The 17,817-nt window shown below is 34.8% G+C and carries 20 protein-coding genes; 16 read left to right on the top strand and 4 right to left on the bottom strand.

Features of this window, described 5'->3' with window-relative positions:
- Positions 1–116: 116 nt before the first annotated feature.
- Positions 117–452 (bottom strand): protein YqfZ, encoded by a 336-nt coding sequence (gene yqfZ, locus ACSVDH_RS19905; protein WP_299087871.1) that lies wholly within the window; start codon positions 450–452, stop codon positions 117–119.
- 267 nt (positions 453–719) lie between these two features.
- On the opposite strand from yqfZ, the gene ACSVDH_RS19900 reads away from it, so the two are divergent.
- Positions 720–2,465: a methyl-accepting chemotaxis protein gene (locus ACSVDH_RS19900; protein ID WP_439250088.1), complete on the top strand. Its 1,746-nt coding sequence runs from the start codon at positions 720–722 to the stop codon at positions 2,463–2,465.
- A gap of 23 nt (positions 2,466–2,488) precedes the next feature.
- On the opposite strand, the gene ACSVDH_RS19895 is transcribed toward ACSVDH_RS19900, so the two are convergent.
- Positions 2,489–3,268, bottom strand: coding sequence for a DUF1189 domain-containing protein (locus ACSVDH_RS19895; RefSeq protein ID WP_439250089.1), 780 nt, complete (start codon positions 3,266–3,268; stop codon positions 2,489–2,491).
- A 241-nt stretch (positions 3,269–3,509) separates the two neighbouring features.
- Between ACSVDH_RS19895 and ACSVDH_RS19890 the strand changes: the two genes are divergently transcribed.
- The 9 genes from ACSVDH_RS19890 (at position 3,510) to phoU (ending at position 12,757) form a co-directional block, all read left to right on the top strand.
- Complete coding sequence (locus tag ACSVDH_RS19890; RefSeq protein ID WP_439250091.1) at positions 3,510–5,141, top strand: Na/Pi cotransporter family protein; 1,632 nt, start codon at positions 3,510–3,512, stop codon at positions 5,139–5,141.
- Between the two features lie 80 nt (positions 5,142–5,221).
- Positions 5,222–5,704 carry a DUF456 domain-containing protein gene (locus ACSVDH_RS19885; RefSeq protein WP_439250092.1) on the top strand — a complete coding sequence of 161 codons (483 nt, stop codon included), beginning with the start codon at positions 5,222–5,224 and terminating at the stop codon, positions 5,702–5,704.
- Between the two features lie 162 nt (positions 5,705–5,866).
- Positions 5,867–6,475, top strand: a complete 609-nt coding sequence (gene sodA / locus ACSVDH_RS19880) for a superoxide dismutase SodA (protein WP_299087880.1) — start codon at positions 5,867–5,869, stop codon at positions 6,473–6,475.
- 207 nt (positions 6,476–6,682) lie between these two features.
- Positions 6,683–7,972 (top strand): MFS transporter, encoded by a 1,290-nt coding sequence (locus ACSVDH_RS19875; protein WP_439250093.1) that lies wholly within the window; start codon positions 6,683–6,685, stop codon positions 7,970–7,972.
- Positions 7,973–8,270: 298 nt separating this feature from the next.
- Positions 8,271–9,254 carry a PstS family phosphate ABC transporter substrate-binding protein gene (locus tag ACSVDH_RS19870; RefSeq protein ID WP_299087882.1) on the top strand — a complete coding sequence of 328 codons (984 nt, stop codon included), beginning with the start codon at positions 8,271–8,273 and terminating at the stop codon, positions 9,252–9,254.
- Positions 9,255–9,324: 70 nt separating this feature from the next.
- Positions 9,325–10,272 carry a phosphate ABC transporter permease subunit PstC gene (gene pstC, locus ACSVDH_RS19865; protein WP_439250094.1) on the top strand — a complete coding sequence of 316 codons (948 nt, stop codon included), beginning with the start codon at positions 9,325–9,327 and terminating at the stop codon, positions 10,270–10,272.
- 1 nt (position 10,273) lies between these two features.
- The gene (gene pstA / locus ACSVDH_RS19860; protein WP_439250095.1) at positions 10,274–11,152 is read left to right on the top strand and encodes a phosphate ABC transporter permease PstA; all 879 of its coding nucleotides are present in this window, start codon (positions 10,274–10,276) and stop codon (positions 11,150–11,152) included.
- A gap of 26 nt (positions 11,153–11,178) precedes the next feature.
- Complete coding sequence (gene pstB, locus ACSVDH_RS19855) at positions 11,179–11,991, top strand: phosphate ABC transporter ATP-binding protein PstB (protein ID WP_439250096.1); 813 nt, start codon at positions 11,179–11,181, stop codon at positions 11,989–11,991.
- Positions 11,992–12,097: 106 nt separating this feature from the next.
- Complete coding sequence (phoU, locus tag ACSVDH_RS19850) at positions 12,098–12,757, top strand: phosphate signaling complex protein PhoU (RefSeq protein WP_299087890.1); 660 nt, start codon at positions 12,098–12,100, stop codon at positions 12,755–12,757.
- 92 nt (positions 12,758–12,849) lie between these two features.
- Here the strand turns inward: phoU and ACSVDH_RS19845 are convergent, their stop codons facing one another.
- Together ACSVDH_RS19845 and ACSVDH_RS19840 are read right to left on the bottom strand one after the other, a co-directional pair.
- On the bottom strand, positions 12,850–13,359 hold the full coding sequence (locus ACSVDH_RS19845; protein WP_439250097.1) for a hypothetical protein: 510 nt from the start codon (positions 13,357–13,359) through the stop codon (positions 12,850–12,852).
- A complete protein-coding gene (locus tag ACSVDH_RS19840; protein WP_299087895.1) occupies positions 13,356–13,715 on the bottom strand; it encodes a hypothetical protein in 360 nt (119 codons plus the stop codon). The genes ACSVDH_RS19845 and ACSVDH_RS19840 overlap by 4 nt, the downstream gene beginning before the upstream one ends.
- 245 nt (positions 13,716–13,960) lie before the next feature.
- Here ACSVDH_RS19840 and ACSVDH_RS19835 point away from each other — a divergent pair, with 245 nt between their 5' ends.
- The 6 genes from ACSVDH_RS19835 to yqgO all read left to right on the top strand — a co-directional run bounded on the left by ACSVDH_RS19835 (position 13,961) and on the right by yqgO (position 17,798).
- Entirely contained in the window at positions 13,961–14,425 is a 465-nt protein-coding gene (locus tag ACSVDH_RS19835; RefSeq protein ID WP_439250098.1) for a hypothetical protein, read from the top strand.
- A complete protein-coding gene (locus ACSVDH_RS19830) occupies positions 14,418–15,635 on the top strand; it encodes a glycosyltransferase family 4 protein (RefSeq protein WP_439250099.1) in 1,218 nt (405 codons plus the stop codon). Before ACSVDH_RS19835 ends, ACSVDH_RS19830 begins: the two co-directional genes overlap by 8 nt.
- Positions 15,636–15,727: 92 nt before the next feature.
- Positions 15,728–15,877, top strand: coding sequence for a 50S ribosomal protein L33 (rpmG, locus tag ACSVDH_RS19825; protein WP_046590706.1), 150 nt, complete (start codon positions 15,728–15,730; stop codon positions 15,875–15,877).
- 290 nt (positions 15,878–16,167) lie between these two features.
- Positions 16,168–16,725, top strand: a complete 558-nt coding sequence (locus tag ACSVDH_RS19820; protein ID WP_439250100.1) for a 5-formyltetrahydrofolate cyclo-ligase — start codon at positions 16,168–16,170, stop codon at positions 16,723–16,725.
- Between the two features lies 1 nt (position 16,726).
- A complete protein-coding gene (locus ACSVDH_RS19815) occupies positions 16,727–17,518 on the top strand; it encodes a DUF92 domain-containing protein (protein WP_439250102.1) in 792 nt (263 codons plus the stop codon).
- 112 nt (positions 17,519–17,630) lie between these two features.
- Complete coding sequence (yqgO, locus tag ACSVDH_RS19810) at positions 17,631–17,798, top strand: protein YqgO (RefSeq protein ID WP_299087919.1); 168 nt, start codon at positions 17,631–17,633, stop codon at positions 17,796–17,798.
- Positions 17,799–17,817: the final 19 nt, after the last annotated feature.

The raw sequence follows: 17,817 nt of genomic DNA, 5'->3' as shown, positions 1-17,817 counted from the left end.
TAAGTTTAATGCAAAAATTTTATCATTATAATGATACTTGACTTTGGCTATTTATTCTACTAATTGACCTTCCATCCCTCATTTTACAGGGAGGGCATATAAATGACAAGGACCATCTACTGTTCATAATTTGGAAAACGGTACGTTTCACCTAGTAAAATCTCTTCTGCTTTTACATCTGAATTTAATACTTCAAAATCTTTGATGATCTTCTCAATTGAGGCAGGAAGTCCGTTATGATGTCTTTCAATAATAGTTAATACAGTGTCGCCTTGTTTTATTTCAACTTCAAAATAGGGAATAGAAGCTGACTCTTCTTTTATTTTTAACGCTTTTTCTGATTCTGGAGGATTTTTACTTATACTAAGAGCTGGTAAAGTACCAATTTGAAAATCGTAATACACGATATAACAAAGAAAAATAACTAATAAGAAGAGAAAAAGTCGCTTCATTTTTTGTCCTCCATACCTAGTTTAATATTAGAATAAAAATAATTACTCCATTTACTCTTATACATATGGCTTGTCCAAGTGAAATATTCCAGTAGTAGGAAATAAAAAGAAAAAAGATTGGTACTGAAAATGAATCAGGACTTTTCGACTAAAAAATAATAAAAGTTTACATGTAATTTACACTTTCTTAATATTTCCCTGTCATAATTTTAGAGGAATTGGAAATAGGGGTGCTAACATGCAAAAAGGTAAAAAGGTAAAAAGGTAATGAAACTAAAACAAATCCCACAGCTAAAACTTTTTATTGTAAAGCTAAAAGCAAAATGGAAAACGGCAGAACAAGCAATTTTTTCAAAAATAACCCTGCAAACGAGATTAATGATTTTGGTTCTATCGTTATTATTAACATCAATTAGCATTGTTGGTTTTACCTCTTATAGTAAGTCTAAAGACACAACAATGGAGATTATCGAAGAAAGACTAAATAGAGAAGTAAATACCACCTCAGACATTGTTGAGAATCTTGCCTTTGCTTATATCGGTGATCAAGAGAAATTTTTGGAAAGAGTGAATGAGGTGGTTGTACCAGGACAAGCTTCGGCATTAATTCAGGATGGATTGCCTGCGCAATTTTTTCTAGTTACTGAGCAGCTTACAGAACCAATGCAAATCAATAAAAATGCAAATATTTCTCTATCAAATCAGCTCGTTAGCGAAATCCGTGAAAAAGATCATGGTGTTTTATATAAAAAGATAGCTGGAATTGACTACACGATGGCATTTAAAGAAATTCAAGAATTAAAAGGTTTTTATCTTATTGTTGTTCCAACTGATAAATATATGGAGCCAGTTAATGATCTTGCAGCATTTATTGGAATCATCGTAATAATAAGTGTGATTCTTACAACCATTATGCTTTTCCTGCTTGTAAGAAGCTTAACAAAGCCTTTAACTATATTACGAAACACAATGATTGAAATGAGAAATGGAGATTTATCAAATACGATAAAGCTAACAACAAACATTCCTGAAATACATTCCTTACATAATAGTTTTAACCAAATGGTGGATCAAATGAGAGAAATGATCTCACAAATTAATGGAACAACGACAGAGCTTTTTACAACAGGCAGCAATTTGAAAAAGGCATCAGAGGATGTCATGCAGCAAAACAGCCAATTAGTTGAGGCAATTAAGATTGTGAAACAAGGTGCAGCTCAAACAGCTGCAAGTTCTGACGAAAATGTTGTGACGTTTAAAGAAATGAAAAGAGAGATTAATCTAATATTACAAAATATGGAGTATGTTTTTAAAAGCGCAATCGAAATGAATCAATCAGCTGTCATAGGGGAAAGAAGCATCTCAGAAATGATACAGTCCATGTATGATGTGGCAGAAGATTTTTCAAATATGTCTGTTACAATCAAAGGGGTAAAGGACAATTCAGTCGTTATTACACATGTAGTAAGAATCATCCAATCAATAGCAGAACAAACAAAGCTGCTTGCACTTAATGCAACGATTGAAGCTGCACGGGCCGGAGAAGCAGGCAAAGGCTTTGCTGTAGTTGCAAATGAGGTTCGCAAACTTGCAAATCAATCCTCAAAAGCAACAGAGGAGATAACTCAATCCATCAAAATGATGGAAGATATTTCAGATAAAGCGAATAATGAATTTGAAACAATAGTAAGTAAAATCCACTCACATTTACATGTTGCTGGCCAATCAAAAAAAGCTTTTGATCTGTTAATGACTGAAATTTCAAACGTTAACCAAAAATTATCAGGAATGAAGGATCATTTGCATGAGCTTAATTTTACACTTCCAAAAATGGAAAAATCCTCAGAGAGTTTTGTATCGATTTCGCAAGAGACCTTAGCAAGTGCAGAGCAAATCCTTACCTCATCAGAAGCGCAAATTACACAAATTAAACGTACACATGAAATGGGCCTAATCCTTACTAACTTATCAAAAACATTATCTGATTATACAAAGCAGTATGTTATTAAATAAAAAACGCGGATCTACCGCGTTTTTTAAGCTGTTTTTAACGGTTTTTTAGTTGCCGGAACCTCTTTTATTACTAAGTATAGAACAATTAGATGTACAAACCAATTTAATAAAAATCCGCTTGGGACAACTACCTGTAAACTATCCATAATGAAGAAAAAGACAGTTGCGAGTGTTGTGGCGTATGCTGACAAGACCCAAACCTGTTTGAAATTCAATCTTCTTTGAAGGCTGTTTTTGAAGGCTAATCCAAAAAGCGCTAAAATCGTTACTTCAATAAATTTAATGAATGAACTAAATAAGTAGATGCCAGCAATTAAAATTGAGATAAAGATGGGGAGTAGCTGGTTAAATTGCTTTGAAATTTCGATTAGGTCTTGTTTAGATAAAGACATATTCAATAGGCTGTATTCATATGATTGGGCCTGTCCATTTGCTGCAAAAACAAATCGATCGTGCAAAATACCGATTGCATTTTCCTTTGTTTTAATTTCTTCTTCTCCATATGTAGCAGTATCATCCAAAATAATAATAAAATCTTCTTTTTTAATTTCAACTGGTTTGTCTGCTTCAGCTGAAAGCTTGCCGTCCTCAATTGAAAAGGAAGGTAATTCATCTTTCAGCGTTTGATCAAACCCTTTTAACCCTTCTGTTAGTCCACTAGATAAATAATAGGCAGCAGGAATTGTACTTAGTATTGATAAAATAAATACATAAAGTATTGTTTTACCGATCCCTTGAAATCGAAAAGTGGAAATGATCTTTGGGGAGTATAGACTACTAAGCAGCTGTTTTAATACATTCATTAGAAATGACACATCCTTCTTCATTTTACGACTATATTTTATATTTCCATAGAAAAGAATACAAGAAAGAATGTTAGGAATGAAATGAAACGATTTATGTAAACGATTTCTATTTCAGCTATAAATATTTTGTAAAGAATTGAAGGAAATACCTTTACAAAAAAACAATAAATCGTTAATAATTGTAAGGGTTGTAGATATTTGTCGACATGAGACGAACATAAATGAGGGGTTGAAAACGGTGGAACTCGATATCCAAAAGATGATATTTGAATTTTTGGGTGGCCTTGGGATCTTTTTATTTGGAATAAAATACATGGGTGACGGTCTTCAAAGGTCTGCTGGAGACAAATTAAGAGATATATTAGATAAGTTTACAACAAACCCATTTATGGGAGTATTAGCAGGTATCATTGTAACAGTGTTAATTCAATCAAGCAGCGGGACCACGGTTATTACTGTCGGGCTTGTTAGTGCAGGGTTTATGACATTAAGACAAGCCATCGGAGTTATTATGGGAGCTAATATCGGAACAACCGTTACCGCTTTTATAATTGGCATCGATGTTGCAGAGTATGCTTTACCAGTTATTTTTATTGGCGCAGTCATGTTATTCTTTTTTAAAAATAAGCAAGTACACAGTATCGGCCAAATTATTTTAGGTTTAGGTGCGTTATTCTATGGATTAGAGCTAATGGGCTCAGGAATGAAGCCATTAAGATCTTTACAGGAATTTCACGATTTAACCGTTAGTATGAGTGATAATCCTTTATTAGGAGTCGTTATTGGAACAGTTTTTACAGTAATCGTGCAAAGCTCAAGTGCAACAATTGGAATTCTTCAAGAATTATTTGGGCAAGGGCTTATTGATTTACAAGCAGCTTTGCCAGTCTTGTTTGGTGATAATATTGGTACAACAATTACCGCTGTTTTAGCATCAATTGGGGCAACGGTTGCAGCCAGAAGAGCTGCGCTGACACATGTTCTGTTTAATTTAGTTGGTACAACGATCTTTATGATTTTTCTTCCATTGTATTTTAATTATATCCAATATTTACAATTAGTAATGGGGTTAAATCCAGAAATGACGATTGCTTTTGCTCACGGGTCGTTTAATGTTATTAATACAATTATCCAATTTCCATTTATAGGAGCATTAGCTTGGATCGTTACAAAGATTATTCCAGGGGAAGATATGTTTATTGATTATAAACCTAAGCATTTAGATCCAATTTTTATTGAGCAATCGTCTTCTATTGCGTTAGGGCAAGCTAAAGAAGAGGTACTGCGAATGGGTAATTTTGCTGCACTCGGATTGGAAGAGGCGAATTCATATCAAAAAACCTATTCCCAAAAGCATGCTGATACTGCTTTACAATTGGAAGAGGCAATTAATAACTTAGATCGTAAAATTACTGATTATTTAATTTTAATTTCAAGAAGTCAAATGTCTAATACTGAATCTGAAGAACATAGCATGCTCCTTGATACAGTTCGTGATATTGAGCGGATCGGCGATCACTGTGAAAATGTTATTGAATTAGTTGGCCACCAGCTGACAAATAAAGTGAAATTAACGGAATCAGCAAAACAAGATTTAGAGGATATGTTCCAACTAACCATCCAAACATTTAAGGATGCAATCACATCTCTAGACGATAAAGACACTTCTTTAGCTGCAAAGGTGTTAAAATCTGAAGAACAAATCGATAAAATGGAGCGTACTCTTCGTAAAAAGCATATTATGAGGATTAATGAAGGTGAATGCTCCGGTTCAGCAGGAGTCGTATTTGTTGATATTATTAGTAATTTAGAACGAATCGGCGATCATTCTGTAAATATTGCTGAGGCAGTTTTAGGTTATAGAAACTAAAGCTTATGAAATGAAAACTATATTAGGTATAATAGATAGCAAGGGGACTCCCTTGCTTCTTTTTTATAGGAGGTTTTAAAATGGAATATTTATATTGGTCACTGATCGTATTAATGTTCATAATTGCATTTGTTGGTTTGGTATATCCTATAATTCCAAGTGTCGTTTTTATTGTTGCCGGATTTGTTTTATATGGGTTTTTATTTGATTTTTCAAAGCTTACGATTACCTTTTGGATCATTGAAGGGATGTTTGTGGCCATTTTGTTTGCAGCAGATTATCTGACAAATTTAGTTGGCGTAAAGAAATTTGGCGGGAGTAAAGCTGCAATTTGGGGAAGCACAATTGGCTTAATCATTGGCCCGTTCGTTATTCCAATTCTGGGAATTATCCTTGGACCGTTTATCGGTGCGGTCATTGCAGAATTGATTGTTCATAAGAAGGATTTCTCATCATCAATGAAAAGTGGTGTCGGTTCCCTTATTGGATTTATTTCTGGTGTTGTAGCAAAAGGTGTTTTGCAGCTTATCATGATTGGTTATTTTTTAATCGTCATTTTATAAGGACATTGCTGAAAAATATAGTACATAATTTTCAGATAAAAGCAAAAAATGATAGATGTCTTGCATGCTTTTCAATTGAAAGTAACGGCCAAATTTGGTAACCTTAGGTTGGAAAGCAAATCCAATGCTTTAGATTGTACATATTAAAGGAGGAAATAAAAAATGGCTTATGAATTACCTCAATTACCTTATGCATATGATGCACTAGAACCACATATTGACAAAGAAACGATGAATATTCATCACACAAAACATCACAACACTTATATCACTAACGTGAACGCAGCTTTAGAAGGTCACGCTGATCTTGCAAGCAAAAGTGTTGAAGAATTAGTATCTAATTTAGATGCTGTTCCTGAAGCAATTCGTACAGCTGTACGCAATAACGGTGGTGGACATGCTAACCATAGCTTATTCTGGACAATTCTTTCACCAAATGGCGGTGGAGCACCATCTGGAGAACTAGCTGATGCGATTAATGCCAAATTTGGCAGCTACGACAGTTTTAAAGAAGAGTTTGCAAAAGCTGCAACTACTCGCTTCGGTTCTGGCTGGGCTTGGTTAGTTGTTAATAATGGAGAATTAGAAGTAACAAGCACGCCAAACCAAGATTCTCCATTAATGGAAGGTAAAACACCTATTCTAGGATTGGATGTATGGGAGCATGCATACTACTTAAATTATCAAAATCGTCGCCCAGATTACATTGCATCATTCTGGAATGTCGTTAATTGGGATGAAGTAGCAAACCGTTATAACGCAGCAAAATAATTGTTGTTGATAGAAGAGCTGACCACTGTTGGCTCTTCTTTTTATTTTTTCAAAAGTTTGGGCAAACTCCGTCATGTATGACAACATACCTCTGGATTTGACTTCAATATAAGAACATTCCCTAAAACACATCAATTTTAATAAAAATACATATCTCCAAAGTGATAAGACAGACTATGTAGTAGAAGTTGAAGGGGAGTAGTTCTTATGTCAAAACTGCAAAAGATTATTGGTAATGTGCATGTCAGTAAAGATTTAGTTTTATTATTAGTTATTGGCGGTTTATATTCTTTAAGCATTGCTTTGTCCAATACATTCGTAAATGTGTATTTATGGAAGCAATCAGGTGAATTTGTTGATTTAGGCATTTACAACTTATCAATCGTTGTTATGCAGCCGCTGACGTTTATATTTGCTGGGAGGCTTGCTAAAAAGGTTGACCGTGTCGTTGTATTACGATTAGGCGTAATTTTTTTGGCGATTTTTTTCCTCACCGTGCTAATAATAGGTGGTTCAGCGGCAAAATATCTTATTTTATTAGGTGGAACTCTCGGTGTCGGCTACGGCTTTTATTGGTTAGCCTTTAATGTACTAACCTTTGAAATAACAGAACCTGATACAAGGGATTTTTTTAATGGCTTCATGGGGATTTTGAATTCAACTGCTGGAATGGTCGGGCCAATAGTAGCAGGCTATGTGATCTCAAGGTTAGAAAAATTTTCAGGATATACAATTATATTTTCCATATCACTATTGTTATTTTCAGGTGCGGTTGTACTTAGCTTTTTTTTAAAAAGAAGACCTGCAGAAGGGGAGTATATATTTAAACGCATCTTAGCGGAAAGAAAAAAGGATAAAAATTGGAGACTCATTCTTCATGCTCATTTTTTTCAGGGACTGCGTGAAGGGACATTTGCGTTTGTGATTGGCGTCTTTGTTTTTATTACGACCGGGAGTGAATTAGCGCTTGGTAAATTTGGTCTGGTAAACTCAAGTGCAGCGTTTCTGGCTTATTATTTAGCAACTAGAATTATTAAAAAATCAAAAAGAAAGATGTTCATATTAATGGGAGGGATTTTTCTTTATTTGTCCATCTTCGTTCTTCTTTTCGATTTAACCTACACCAAGTTGCTAATATATGCGGTATTAATTGCATTTGGATACCCGATGCTTTTAGTTCCCTACTCATCAATAACATATGATGTTATCGGCCGTGCATGGAATGCAGCGAAAGCAAGAATTGAATATATAGTTGTAAAAGAGATTTTTTTAAACTCAGGCCGTATTTTATCAATCCTTTGCTTCTTATTTGCTGTAATCTTTTTCAATGAAAAACAAAGCATCCCCATTTTATTGGCGATCATCGGAGCTGGTCATTTCATTATTTACTTTTTCGTCAGGAATGTAAAAGTTGAGGATAGTCCTGCACCTATTGAAGAAACAGACCAAAAGCCTATTCGTAAACCGCATCTTGCAGATGGAGATAGCGGTGGGTAATTTGTATTAAAAGTAATTATGAATAAAAAGTAGGAAGGAATAGGATGAAAGTTATTACTACTCCCTATTCTTTTTTACATTTATTAATGCATAAGAGGATTGTAAACGTAAAAGACTAATGAAAATGCTTCTAGAAATAACTGTTTTAACGCCTTATATCCCCAATTTTATACAAAATATGACAAACTGCATCACGAATTTACAAAACCTTTACATTCAGTTAAAACGTTATTAATACTCAAGCGTTATTCTAATAAACGTAGGACAAAACAACCAATATTCTAGGGGGAATTAAAGAATGAAAAGCTTTAAATTTCTAGCATTATCAATCATCCTTTCTTCACTTGTAGCATTTGCTGCAGCTTGTGGAAACGGTGATGATGCGGCTTCAGGTGAAACTGAAACTAATGAAACTGCAGGTGAAGATTCAGCTGCTCAATTAGAAGGTGAAATTGGTATTGATGGATCATCAACTGTTGCTCCAATCGGTGAAGCAATTTCTGAAGAATTTTCAATTGATAACCCAAATGTACAAGCTCCAATCGGTGTATCTGGAACTGGTGGCGGCTTTGAAAAGTTCACAGTAGGTGAAACAGATATTTCTCAAGCATCTCGTCCAATTAAAGAAGAAGAAAAACAAGCAGCTGCTGATAATGGAATTGAATTCACAGAATTTAAAGTTGCTTTCGATGGTCTTTCAATTGTTGTAAACAAAGAAAATGATTTTGTTGATCAATTAACAGTTGAAGACTTAAAGAAACTTTGGGTTGAAGATGGAAAAACAAAAAAATGGTCTGATATTAACCCTGAATGGCCAGCTGAAGAAGTGAAATTCTTCTCTCCTGGAGCTGACTCTGGTACTTACGATTATTTCAATGAAGTTATTCTAGAAGACGCACCGATTGTAAAAGCTGCAACATTATCAGAGGATGATAACACATTAGTTAAAGGTGTAACTGGTGATACAAATGCAATTGGATACTTTGGATATGCGTATTACTTAGAAAACAAAGATAACTTAAAGGTAGTTCCAATAGTAAATGAAGCTGGGGAAGCTGTTGAGCCGACAAATGAATCAGTTGAATCTGGTGAGTACAACCCACTTTCACGTCCATTATACATTTATGTGAACAATGCTTCTATTAAAGAAGATGGTCCTGTGTATGAATATGTGAAATTCTATCTTGAGAATGCTGGAGCATTAGCAGAAGAAGTTGGTTATGTTTCTCTTCCAGAAGAAGAATATACAAAACAACTTGAAACTCTAGAAGGTTTAAAATAATTACTAAATAATGTGGATGAGGAGCATTGCTTCTCATCTTTCTTCCTATGCTTGGAAAGGGGTATTTCAAATGGCTTTAACAAATCAGCAAAATATTAGTGTGCGAGAGTTAATCAGAGAGAAAAAATCAAAAAAAAGCACTAATCAAATCGTAGAGAAAATGGTTCCTGGAATTTTGTTTATCTTAGCACTAATATCTATTTTAACTACAATAGGTATAGTTTTAACATTAATATTTGAAACAGTTACCTTCTTCAGTAGAGTATCAGTTGTTGAATTCCTTACTGCAAAGGAATGGTATCCTTTCTTTGAAGAGAGTGCAACATATGGAATTGGTGCATTGGTATCAGGTACACTATTAATTACAGTAATCGCCATCATTGTAGCTGTTCCAATTGGATTAGCAGCTGCTATATTCTTGAGTGAATATGCATCAGATCGTACAAGACGAATCATTAAACCGATATTAGAAGTTTTAGCTGGTATACCAACAATTGTTTATGGATTTTTCGCTTTAACCTTCGTCACACCATTATTGCAAAAAATGGTTCCTGACTTGGGTTTATTCAATGCATTAAGTCCTGGAATTGTGGTTGGAATCATGATTATCCCAATGATTGCATCTCTTTCAGAAGATGCAATGAGCTCAGTTCCGAATTCCATGAGGGAAGGAGCTTTAGCTTTAGGATCTACTAAGTTCGAAGTAACGATGAAGGTAATTGTTCCAGCTGCAATGTCAGGTATTGTCGCATCATTCGTATTAGGTATTTCTCGTGCTATTGGTGAAACAATGATTGTTTCTTTAGCTGGCGGAGCTACTCCTAAACTAACTTTTGACCCGACTGAATCAATTCAGACAATGACGGCGTATATTGTTCAGGTTAGCGGAGGGGATGCTGGTTTTGGAACAACGGTTTATTACAGCATCTATGCTGTAGGGATGACATTATTCTTGTTTACACTCATTCTTAACCTTTTAGCACAATATATTTCTCGACGCTTTAGGGAGGAATACTAATATGAAATTAATAGATCAAAATATTGTAAAAAACAAAATGGGTGGACGCTTAGCGTTAAATCAGACGTTTAGATGGATTTTCTTTGCGGCTACTTTTATAGCATTAGTGGTTTTAGCGGTACTCTTATATCGGATATTCACTCAAGGATCTAGCTATTTTACACTTGAATTTTTCCAAAATTATGCATCAAGAAGACCAGAACGTTCCGGAATTAAAGCTGCTATTGTTGGCTCATTATGGGTAATGGCAGTTACCATTCCAATTGCATTGGTATTATCTGTTGGAACCGCCATTTATTTGGAAGAATATGCGAAGAAAAGTAAAATCAATACATTTATTCAAACAAATATTTCAAACCTTGCTGGTGTACCTTCTATTGTTTTTGGACTATTAGGTTTAACTGTGTTTGTTCGTTTCTTTGACTTTGGCCGAAGCATTTTAGCAGGTGGATTGACAATGGCCCTACTTGTACTTCCAGTAATTGTTGTAGCTTCACAGGAAGCTATTCGCTCGGTTCCAAAGGAACTTCGTGAAGCTTCCTACGGAATGGGTGCAACAAAATGGCAAACGATTATGAGGGTTGTGTTACCGGCAGCAATTCCTGGTATCATTACTGGAAGCATCTTAGCGTTCTCACGTGCAATAGGGGAGACAGCTCCATTATTAGTAGTTGGTGCATTTGCTTTCGTAAACTACCTGCCTGAAAACGTAATGAGCACATTTACAGTCATGCCGATTCAAATTTATAACTGGGCGGCGAGACCGCAGCCTGAATTCCAGGATGTTGCAGCTGCTGGTATTATTGTGCTATTCATTTTCTTAATTGTAATGAATTCTGTTGCCGTGTTAATTCGGAATAAGTTCCAAAAACGTTATTAAAAAGCTTTATCTGGAGGGGTTTTCATATGGAAAGTGTAAAAATTAAAAGAGAAACTACACAAAATGAACAAGTAAACCAAAATAAAAATGTTGTATATAAAACTGATAATTTAAATTTGTGGTATGGAAAAGATCAAGCCCTAAAAAATATTGACTTAGATATTTATGAAAATGATGTAACAGCTATTATTGGACCTTCAGGATGCGGAAAATCTACGTATATCAAAACACTTAACCGTATGGTTGAATTGATTCCAATTGTTCGTACATCTGGACAAATTCTTTATCGAGGGAAGAATATTTTTGATAAGTCTTATGGTGTAGAAGAGCTTAGAACACAGGTAGGTATGGTCTTTCAAAAACCAAATCCTTTTCCTAAATCAATTTATGACAATATCGCATACGGTCCTAGAATCCATGGAATTAAAGATAAAAAAATTATCGATGAAATTGTTGAGAGAAGTTTACGAGGTGCGGCGATTTGGGATGAAGTGAAAGACCGCTTAAAAGAAAATGCCTATGGTCTATCAGGTGGTCAACAGCAGCGTTTATGTATTGCACGTTGTCTTGCGATTGAACCTGACGTTATCCTAATGGACGAACCGACCTCTGCACTTGATCCAATCTCTACATTGAAAATAGAAGAATTGATTCAAGAATTAAAACAAAATTATAGTATTATTATCGTAACTCACAACATGCAACAAGCAGCTCGTATTTCAGATCGTACAGCATTCTTTTTGAATGGTGAGGTTGTTGAATATACGGATACAGATCGATTATTTTCAAATCCTTCTGATAAAAGAACGGAGGATTACATTACCGGTCGATTTGGTTAATGAAAAATTAAGTCGTGCTAATCCCAACTGGCACGGCTTTTTTACTAGCTTTCTATGTTATGAAATCTCATTTTTAGGGAATAAGATAATATAAGGAGGTATGAGAATGTCTGTAAGAGAAAGATTTGAATTTGATTTGAAAAACTTAAGAGATAAATTAATTGAAATTGGAAGTTTAACAGAGATCGCACTTAGCAAAGCAATAGATGCTCTGGAAAATCAACATATTGAACAAGCATTAGAAATTATTGATGATGACAATAGGGTGGACGAGCTAGATGAGGAGATTAATGATATTGCCATCCTGTTAATTGCTAAGCAACAGCCGGTAGCTGTTGATCTTCGGAGGATAATTGTTGCCATCAAAATATCAAGTGACATTGAAAGAATGGCAGATTTTGCGGTGAACATTGCAAAGTCAACAATTAGAATTGGTGATGAACCTTTGGTAAAGCCGATTCATAGTATAAAAAAGATGCATAAGATTGCATCTGAGATGCTTTCTCTCTCCATTAAAGCCTTTAATGAAGAGGATATTGTCCTAGCTAAAAAAGTAGCTGATATGGATGATCAAGTTGATGAGCTATATGGGGAAACAATCCGGGATATCTTAGATCTTATGGAAACAAAAAAAGAAAATTCACAACAACTTACCCAGCTATTGTTTATTTGCCGTTATATTGAACGAACAGCAGATCATGCAACAAACATATCAGAAAATATCATGTACTTAGTAAAAGGTCAACGATATGATTTAAATAGTTAAAAAAGTTAGTTTTTATATGTTGATTACAAATTAATAAAAAATATTAAAAACAGCCATTGAATTAAATGGCTGTTTTTAATATGCTCTATTGTTTACCTTGTTAAAACATCTGCTAACTGTTGGAAAGTCATCCCTTTTTGCACAGCGAAGGTTCCAAGCTGAATTCTTTGATGATATTTCCCTTTAATTAAAAACTGATCAAAATTAAAGGAATTCTCGATGATCCCATTTTGCTCTAATAAATCAGATATCTCACTAGTTGTCATACCTGATTTAACAACTAGATTATATTTTATAACCTCTCCTTTTGATTGTTCAGTCGTATTCTCTGTAGAAGTACTTTCTTTTTGTTGTGAATTATTATTTGCAGCAGGTTGTTGTACAGCTTTATCCTTTGCAGCTAATAATTCTTCATATTCTCCAGTTGTTATGGCGATTTTCCCATTACTTGTTAGGTATGATTCAACATCACTTTGGGACATTTCATTTTTCTCATCATCTGCTGATGCAGATTGGTTATCAGATAATAAATATGTTCCACCAAGGACAGATGTAGCTACAATCATGCCAGCTGCAAATGCTCGAAATCCTGTTTTACTCATGTTAAAACCCTCTCATTCTTTTCAACAATTGTACGGATTTCCTTAACGGAAGTACCTTCTGATAATGCAATTGCTTCAATAGACATACCTTGGCGATATTTAGCTAAAATACGTGATGTGTTAAGTTGATTGTCCTCTGAAGCTGATTTAGGATCTTCCTTAAGCGGCGTATCATTTTGTAAGAGCTCTTCTTCCAGGACTCTCATTTTCTTTTTAAGTTTGTAGATTTCCTGCATCGATGACATTTGTAAATGATCTAGCTCTTGTTCAAGTTCTTTTACATTGTCACGCTGGAAAAATGATATGCCGATAAGCGCAATGCTTATGATAAACAAGATAATAATCATGACTGTCATTTTATTCACCTTCTAATTGATTATTTCCCTTTACCTTTATATCATAAATTGCCAAATTAAAGAAGGGATTTTTCTAAAAATGTAGATTTTTGACGATTTTTCTTTGAAATGTGTTCACAATTTAAACCTAGCCTACATGATAAGATAAAGTGAGACTTCCATTGAATCTTAGAATATAATTATACTTCCTGTTAAGATGGGAAAAAGTTAAAGATAAGCATGTGAACAGAAGGAAGAGGGCTGCTATGAAAAGAAATGAAAACAGTCAGACCAATATTTATAATATTCGAGCACAGTCGACTATTTGTGAGGACCTCGTAAAAATTATTGCTTATCCTTTTTTTCTGCTTATTACTTGGAATATTGGAGATACAACGAAAATTTTACTAGAGAATATGTTAGGGGAAAAGTTTGATGATTTATATATAAGAATCATTCTTTATAAAAACTGTGAACAGAAGTATACAACAGATTTTCCAATTAGTGAGTCGAGCGGGGTTTTACGTTTGGAGCATCTTTCAACAGGTGTGTATGATAGTGAAGTGGTTGTTTCCAATTCACATAATGAAATGATTACTGTAAAACGATCTAATTTATTGCACTATATCCAATCTAAAGAAAACGGCCATCATCATTATCGATGGAAGCAAGTCATTCATGAAGATCCTGTTTGGCTAAAGGGCTATGCTGGATATACACTTTATGAATAAAGAAGGTGTCATCATGGGAGAAGAGTCTAATCCTACCGTGTTAATTCTTACAAGCGAGTATCGAGATAACATCATTGGCGGACTTGGCCGGCATGTGACTGATTTAACTTCAGTAGGCTCTAAGCAAGGAATGAACTTTATTGTTGTTACATCATCGAACACACATGAGGAATCCTATATGATTGAAAATGGAATTCATGTTTTCCGTCTGCTATCATGGCAAAGAAGACCGCATGACTTCGTTGATCACATTCGAAATATGAATTTCCGTTTTGTTCAATTTGTTATACAGGAATTGCCGTTATCCTTTGATCTTATCCATGTACATGATTGGTTAACAGGGCTCGCAGGAGAGCAAATAAAACAAATCCTTCATAAACCACTCATTGCAACAATTCATGCTACTGAAAGGGGAAGAAAGCAAGGGGTGGACAATTTTTTAACTAAACAAATCACTGATTATGAATCTAAGCTAATTCAGGTTTCTGATCGAGTTATCGTATGCAGCCAGTTTATGAGAACTGTCTTGCAAAAAGAATTTGCCTGTCCGATACACAAACTTGAAATCATTCCAAATGGGATCATCCCCGTAAACTATCTGGACATAATTAATAGAAAGGATGTATTTCCGTTTAAGCGATCTAAGTATTTTCTTGGCATGGGAAGACTTGTAAAAGAAAAAGGCTTTCAGCTTTTGATTCAGGCATTTGCTGATATTCATAAGGATTACCCAGAAATTAAACTTGTTATTGCAGGAGAGGGACCTTATGAAGATGAACTAAAGGAATTAACAAAAAACCTTCATATAGAAGAGAATGTTTATTTTACAGGTTTTGTTCAGGAGTTAGCACGTAATACATTAATAAAGAATTGTGAACTAGTAGTGGTTCCAAGTATTTATGAACCATTTGGCATTATCGCACTAGAAGGAATGATTGCTTCTAAGCCTGTTGTTGCATTTCAAATAGGGGGGTTAACTGAAATCCTTAAAGATGGCAGAGGCATATTAGTCCAAGAAACAACCTCTGTCAGCCTTATGGAGTGTCTTCGTGATTATTTGACAAATCCTAAACGATTTCAAATGATCGCACATAAAGGGTATATGGCAGCAAATACAACCTATAACTGGTCAAATTTGATCCATAGGGTTTTTGAATTTTATACAAAAACTGTGAAAATTGAAGGTTTTTCGAGTGAAAATAAAATATAATGAAAATGATGTGGAATTTGTTTTGTAAAAATGCTATTATATTAAAGTCTGATTTGTTTTATTTAGTTTTTTAAGTTTGGAGGGAAAGAAACATGCGTGTGAATATTACTTTAGCTTGCACTGATTGTGGCGAACGTAACTATATTTCTAAAAAGAATAAACGTAATAACCCAGATCGTCTTGAGCTTAAAAAATATTGCTCAAGAGAGAAAAAAATGACTTTACACCGTGAAACAAAGTAACAGTAGGAATGTTTATTCCTACTGTTTTTCTTTTATAATATCAGAATTTATATATTTTCTTAACATAGCTTGCGTTTCTGAATCTAGCTCCAGGCGCCATCGGCTCTAGGGTCTAGTCAAACAGAAATTGAAGGCAAAGAACGCCTTCTATTCATGAGCGTCTTATTTGCCCTAGGCTGATCAAGGCGCTTGCACTTTTCTTATGGTTAAACTTTACGTTGTACATATTGTGTAAAATCGGTGATATGCATTCACATTACCAGCTATAATGAAGGAGAGGAGGAAAATAAATGGAGAAGAAAGATCTGCGAAAGCTCATTAAAAATAAATTAGCTGAAATGACGGAAGATGAGTATTGGAATTTTTCAAAAGACATCCAGCAAAGATTATTTTGTTTGCCTGCTTGGAATAATGCACATACCATAGCAGTGACTATATCAACTGGGCAAGAGGTTGATACAAAAGGGATCATTGAAAAGGCGTGGGAAGAAAAGAAGCGTGTAGTTGTTCCCAAATGTGATCCTGCTGGAAAAACAATGGCTTTTCGACAAATTACCTCCTTTGACCAGCTTGAACCTGCCTTCTTTGGATTATTAGAGCCAAAAATAGAAGAGACGGTTGAAATGGGCCCAAGGCAAATAGATTTGATAATTGTACCGGGGATCTGCTTTGATCGTAAAAGATACCGAATTGGGTATGGTGGCGGGTATTATGACCGCTATTTAACAAAATATACGAATGATACATTATCACTGGCATTTTCTATGCAAATGGTTGAGAAGGTTCCAAGAGAGAAACATGATATCCCTGTATCAAAAATACTAACAGAATGTGAGGAAATAAGCTAAAATGCTCGATGCTCGTCACATACTGGCTGTACTATTTATCCTGGTGATCGCCTATGGCGGTTTGAAAGTGAAATCATTAACTGTCAGCGGTGCAGTTGGTGCTTCTATTGTTGGTTTTCTAGTTTATCTCGGTTTTTCCTTTCAGGGACTACTATTATTAGGGAGTTTCTTTGCAAGCTCAAGTTTGCTTAGTAAGTTTCAGCGTTCGAAAAAGTCATCCCTCGAAGACATGCTAGTAAAAGGGGATCGTAGAGATATCATTCAGGTTCTGGCAAATGGCGGTGTTCCAGCACTACTTGGCCTAATGCAATTTTCTGAACAATTTTCCTCAGAGCAAACGATATTATTAGGCTTTTGCAGCTCCATTGCTGCAGCAAATGCAGATACATGGGCTTCAGAAATTGGCACGCTAAGCAAACAAGAGCCAAGATTGCTGTTAACTTTGAAAAAGGTTGAAAGAGGTACATCAGGTGCCGTTTCATTACTTGGTACTAGTGCTGCTGTTGGGGGAGCTGCTTTTATCAGTGTTGCTGCTTGGATTATGTTTTCCCTGCCAATCTATTTTATCCTGCTGATCATCGTCTTTGGCTTTCTTGGGAATCTTTTGGATACACTTCTTGGGCAAACATTTCAACTTAAATATAAATGTATAGTGTGTGAAAAAGTAACTGAAAAGCAATATCACTGTGAAACACTTGGAATAAAACAGACGAAATTCAGTTTCCTAAATAATGATGCGGTTAACTTCTTATCTATAATATTGTCAACTTTAATGGCATTCATTTTTTTCTAAGCTTCAATAATGAACATACATAATAATAAGATCTAATGTTAATAACAATATTACGATTAAAAAAGGATAAAAATGCTCTTTCCTACTCATGATATGAATAGGAGGGATGTAAATGAGACGACTTATTATGCTAGCGGTAGGATCATTTGCTATATATCGGTATCGATATCGAATTGTAAATTTTGTATTAGGTCAACCGGAACTCCGCCGATTTTTTATTCAATTATCACTGCGAGTTCCATTTTTGAGAGATCGTTTTGTCAATCGCGCTTTCCATTAATTAAAAGTCTGAATAGAGG

It is taken from the genome of Metabacillus sp. Hm71 (assembly GCF_051842955.2).
Classification (GTDB): domain Bacteria; phylum Bacillota; class Bacilli; order Bacillales; family Bacillaceae; genus Metabacillus.
Note: the sequence above shows the minus strand (reverse complement) of the source record. Positions and strands in the feature narration are given on the sequence as shown.

Bases quoted from the DNA above. Each gene is read 5' to 3' on its own strand.
- ACSVDH_RS19875 (WP_439250093.1), top strand. From the start codon at position 6,683: ATGTCAAAACTGCAAAAGATTATTGGTAATGTGCATGTCAGTAAAGAT.
- ACSVDH_RS19840 (WP_299087895.1), bottom strand. From the start codon at position 13,715: ATGACAGTCATGATTATTATCTTGTTTATCATAAGCATTGCGCTTATC.
- ACSVDH_RS19885 (WP_439250092.1), top strand. From the start codon at position 5,222: ATGGAATATTTATATTGGTCACTGATCGTATTAATGTTCATAATTGCA.
- ACSVDH_RS19815 (WP_439250102.1), top strand. From the start codon at position 16,727: ATGCTCGATGCTCGTCACATACTGGCTGTACTATTTATCCTGGTGATC.
- ACSVDH_RS19845 (WP_439250097.1), bottom strand. From the start codon at position 13,359: ATGAGTAAAACAGGATTTCGAGCATTTGCAGCTGGCATGATTGTAGCT.
- phoU (WP_299087890.1), top strand. From the start codon at position 12,098: ATGTCTGTAAGAGAAAGATTTGAATTTGATTTGAAAAACTTAAGAGAT.
- ACSVDH_RS19820 (WP_439250100.1), top strand. From the start codon at position 16,168: ATGGAGAAGAAAGATCTGCGAAAGCTCATTAAAAATAAATTAGCTGAA.
- ACSVDH_RS19830 (WP_439250099.1), top strand. From the start codon at position 14,418: ATGAATAAAGAAGGTGTCATCATGGGAGAAGAGTCTAATCCTACCGTG.
- pstA (WP_439250095.1), top strand. From the start codon at position 10,274: ATGAAATTAATAGATCAAAATATTGTAAAAAACAAAATGGGTGGACGC.
- rpmG (WP_046590706.1), top strand. From the start codon at position 15,728: ATGCGTGTGAATATTACTTTAGCTTGCACTGATTGTGGCGAACGTAAC.
- ACSVDH_RS19870 (WP_299087882.1), top strand. From the start codon at position 8,271: ATGAAAAGCTTTAAATTTCTAGCATTATCAATCATCCTTTCTTCACTT.
- ACSVDH_RS19835 (WP_439250098.1), top strand. From the start codon at position 13,961: ATGAAAAGAAATGAAAACAGTCAGACCAATATTTATAATATTCGAGCA.
- yqfZ (WP_299087871.1), bottom strand. From the start codon at position 452: ATGAAGCGACTTTTTCTCTTCTTATTAGTTATTTTTCTTTGTTATATC.
- sodA (WP_299087880.1), top strand. From the start codon at position 5,867: ATGGCTTATGAATTACCTCAATTACCTTATGCATATGATGCACTAGAA.
- pstC (WP_439250094.1), top strand. From the start codon at position 9,325: ATGGCTTTAACAAATCAGCAAAATATTAGTGTGCGAGAGTTAATCAGA.
- yqgO (WP_299087919.1), top strand. From the start codon at position 17,631: ATGAGACGACTTATTATGCTAGCGGTAGGATCATTTGCTATATATCGG.
- ACSVDH_RS19900 (WP_439250088.1), top strand. From the start codon at position 720: ATGAAACTAAAACAAATCCCACAGCTAAAACTTTTTATTGTAAAGCTA.
- pstB (WP_439250096.1), top strand. From the start codon at position 11,179: ATGGAAAGTGTAAAAATTAAAAGAGAAACTACACAAAATGAACAAGTA.
- ACSVDH_RS19895 (WP_439250089.1), bottom strand. From the start codon at position 3,268: ATGAATGTATTAAAACAGCTGCTTAGTAGTCTATACTCCCCAAAGATC.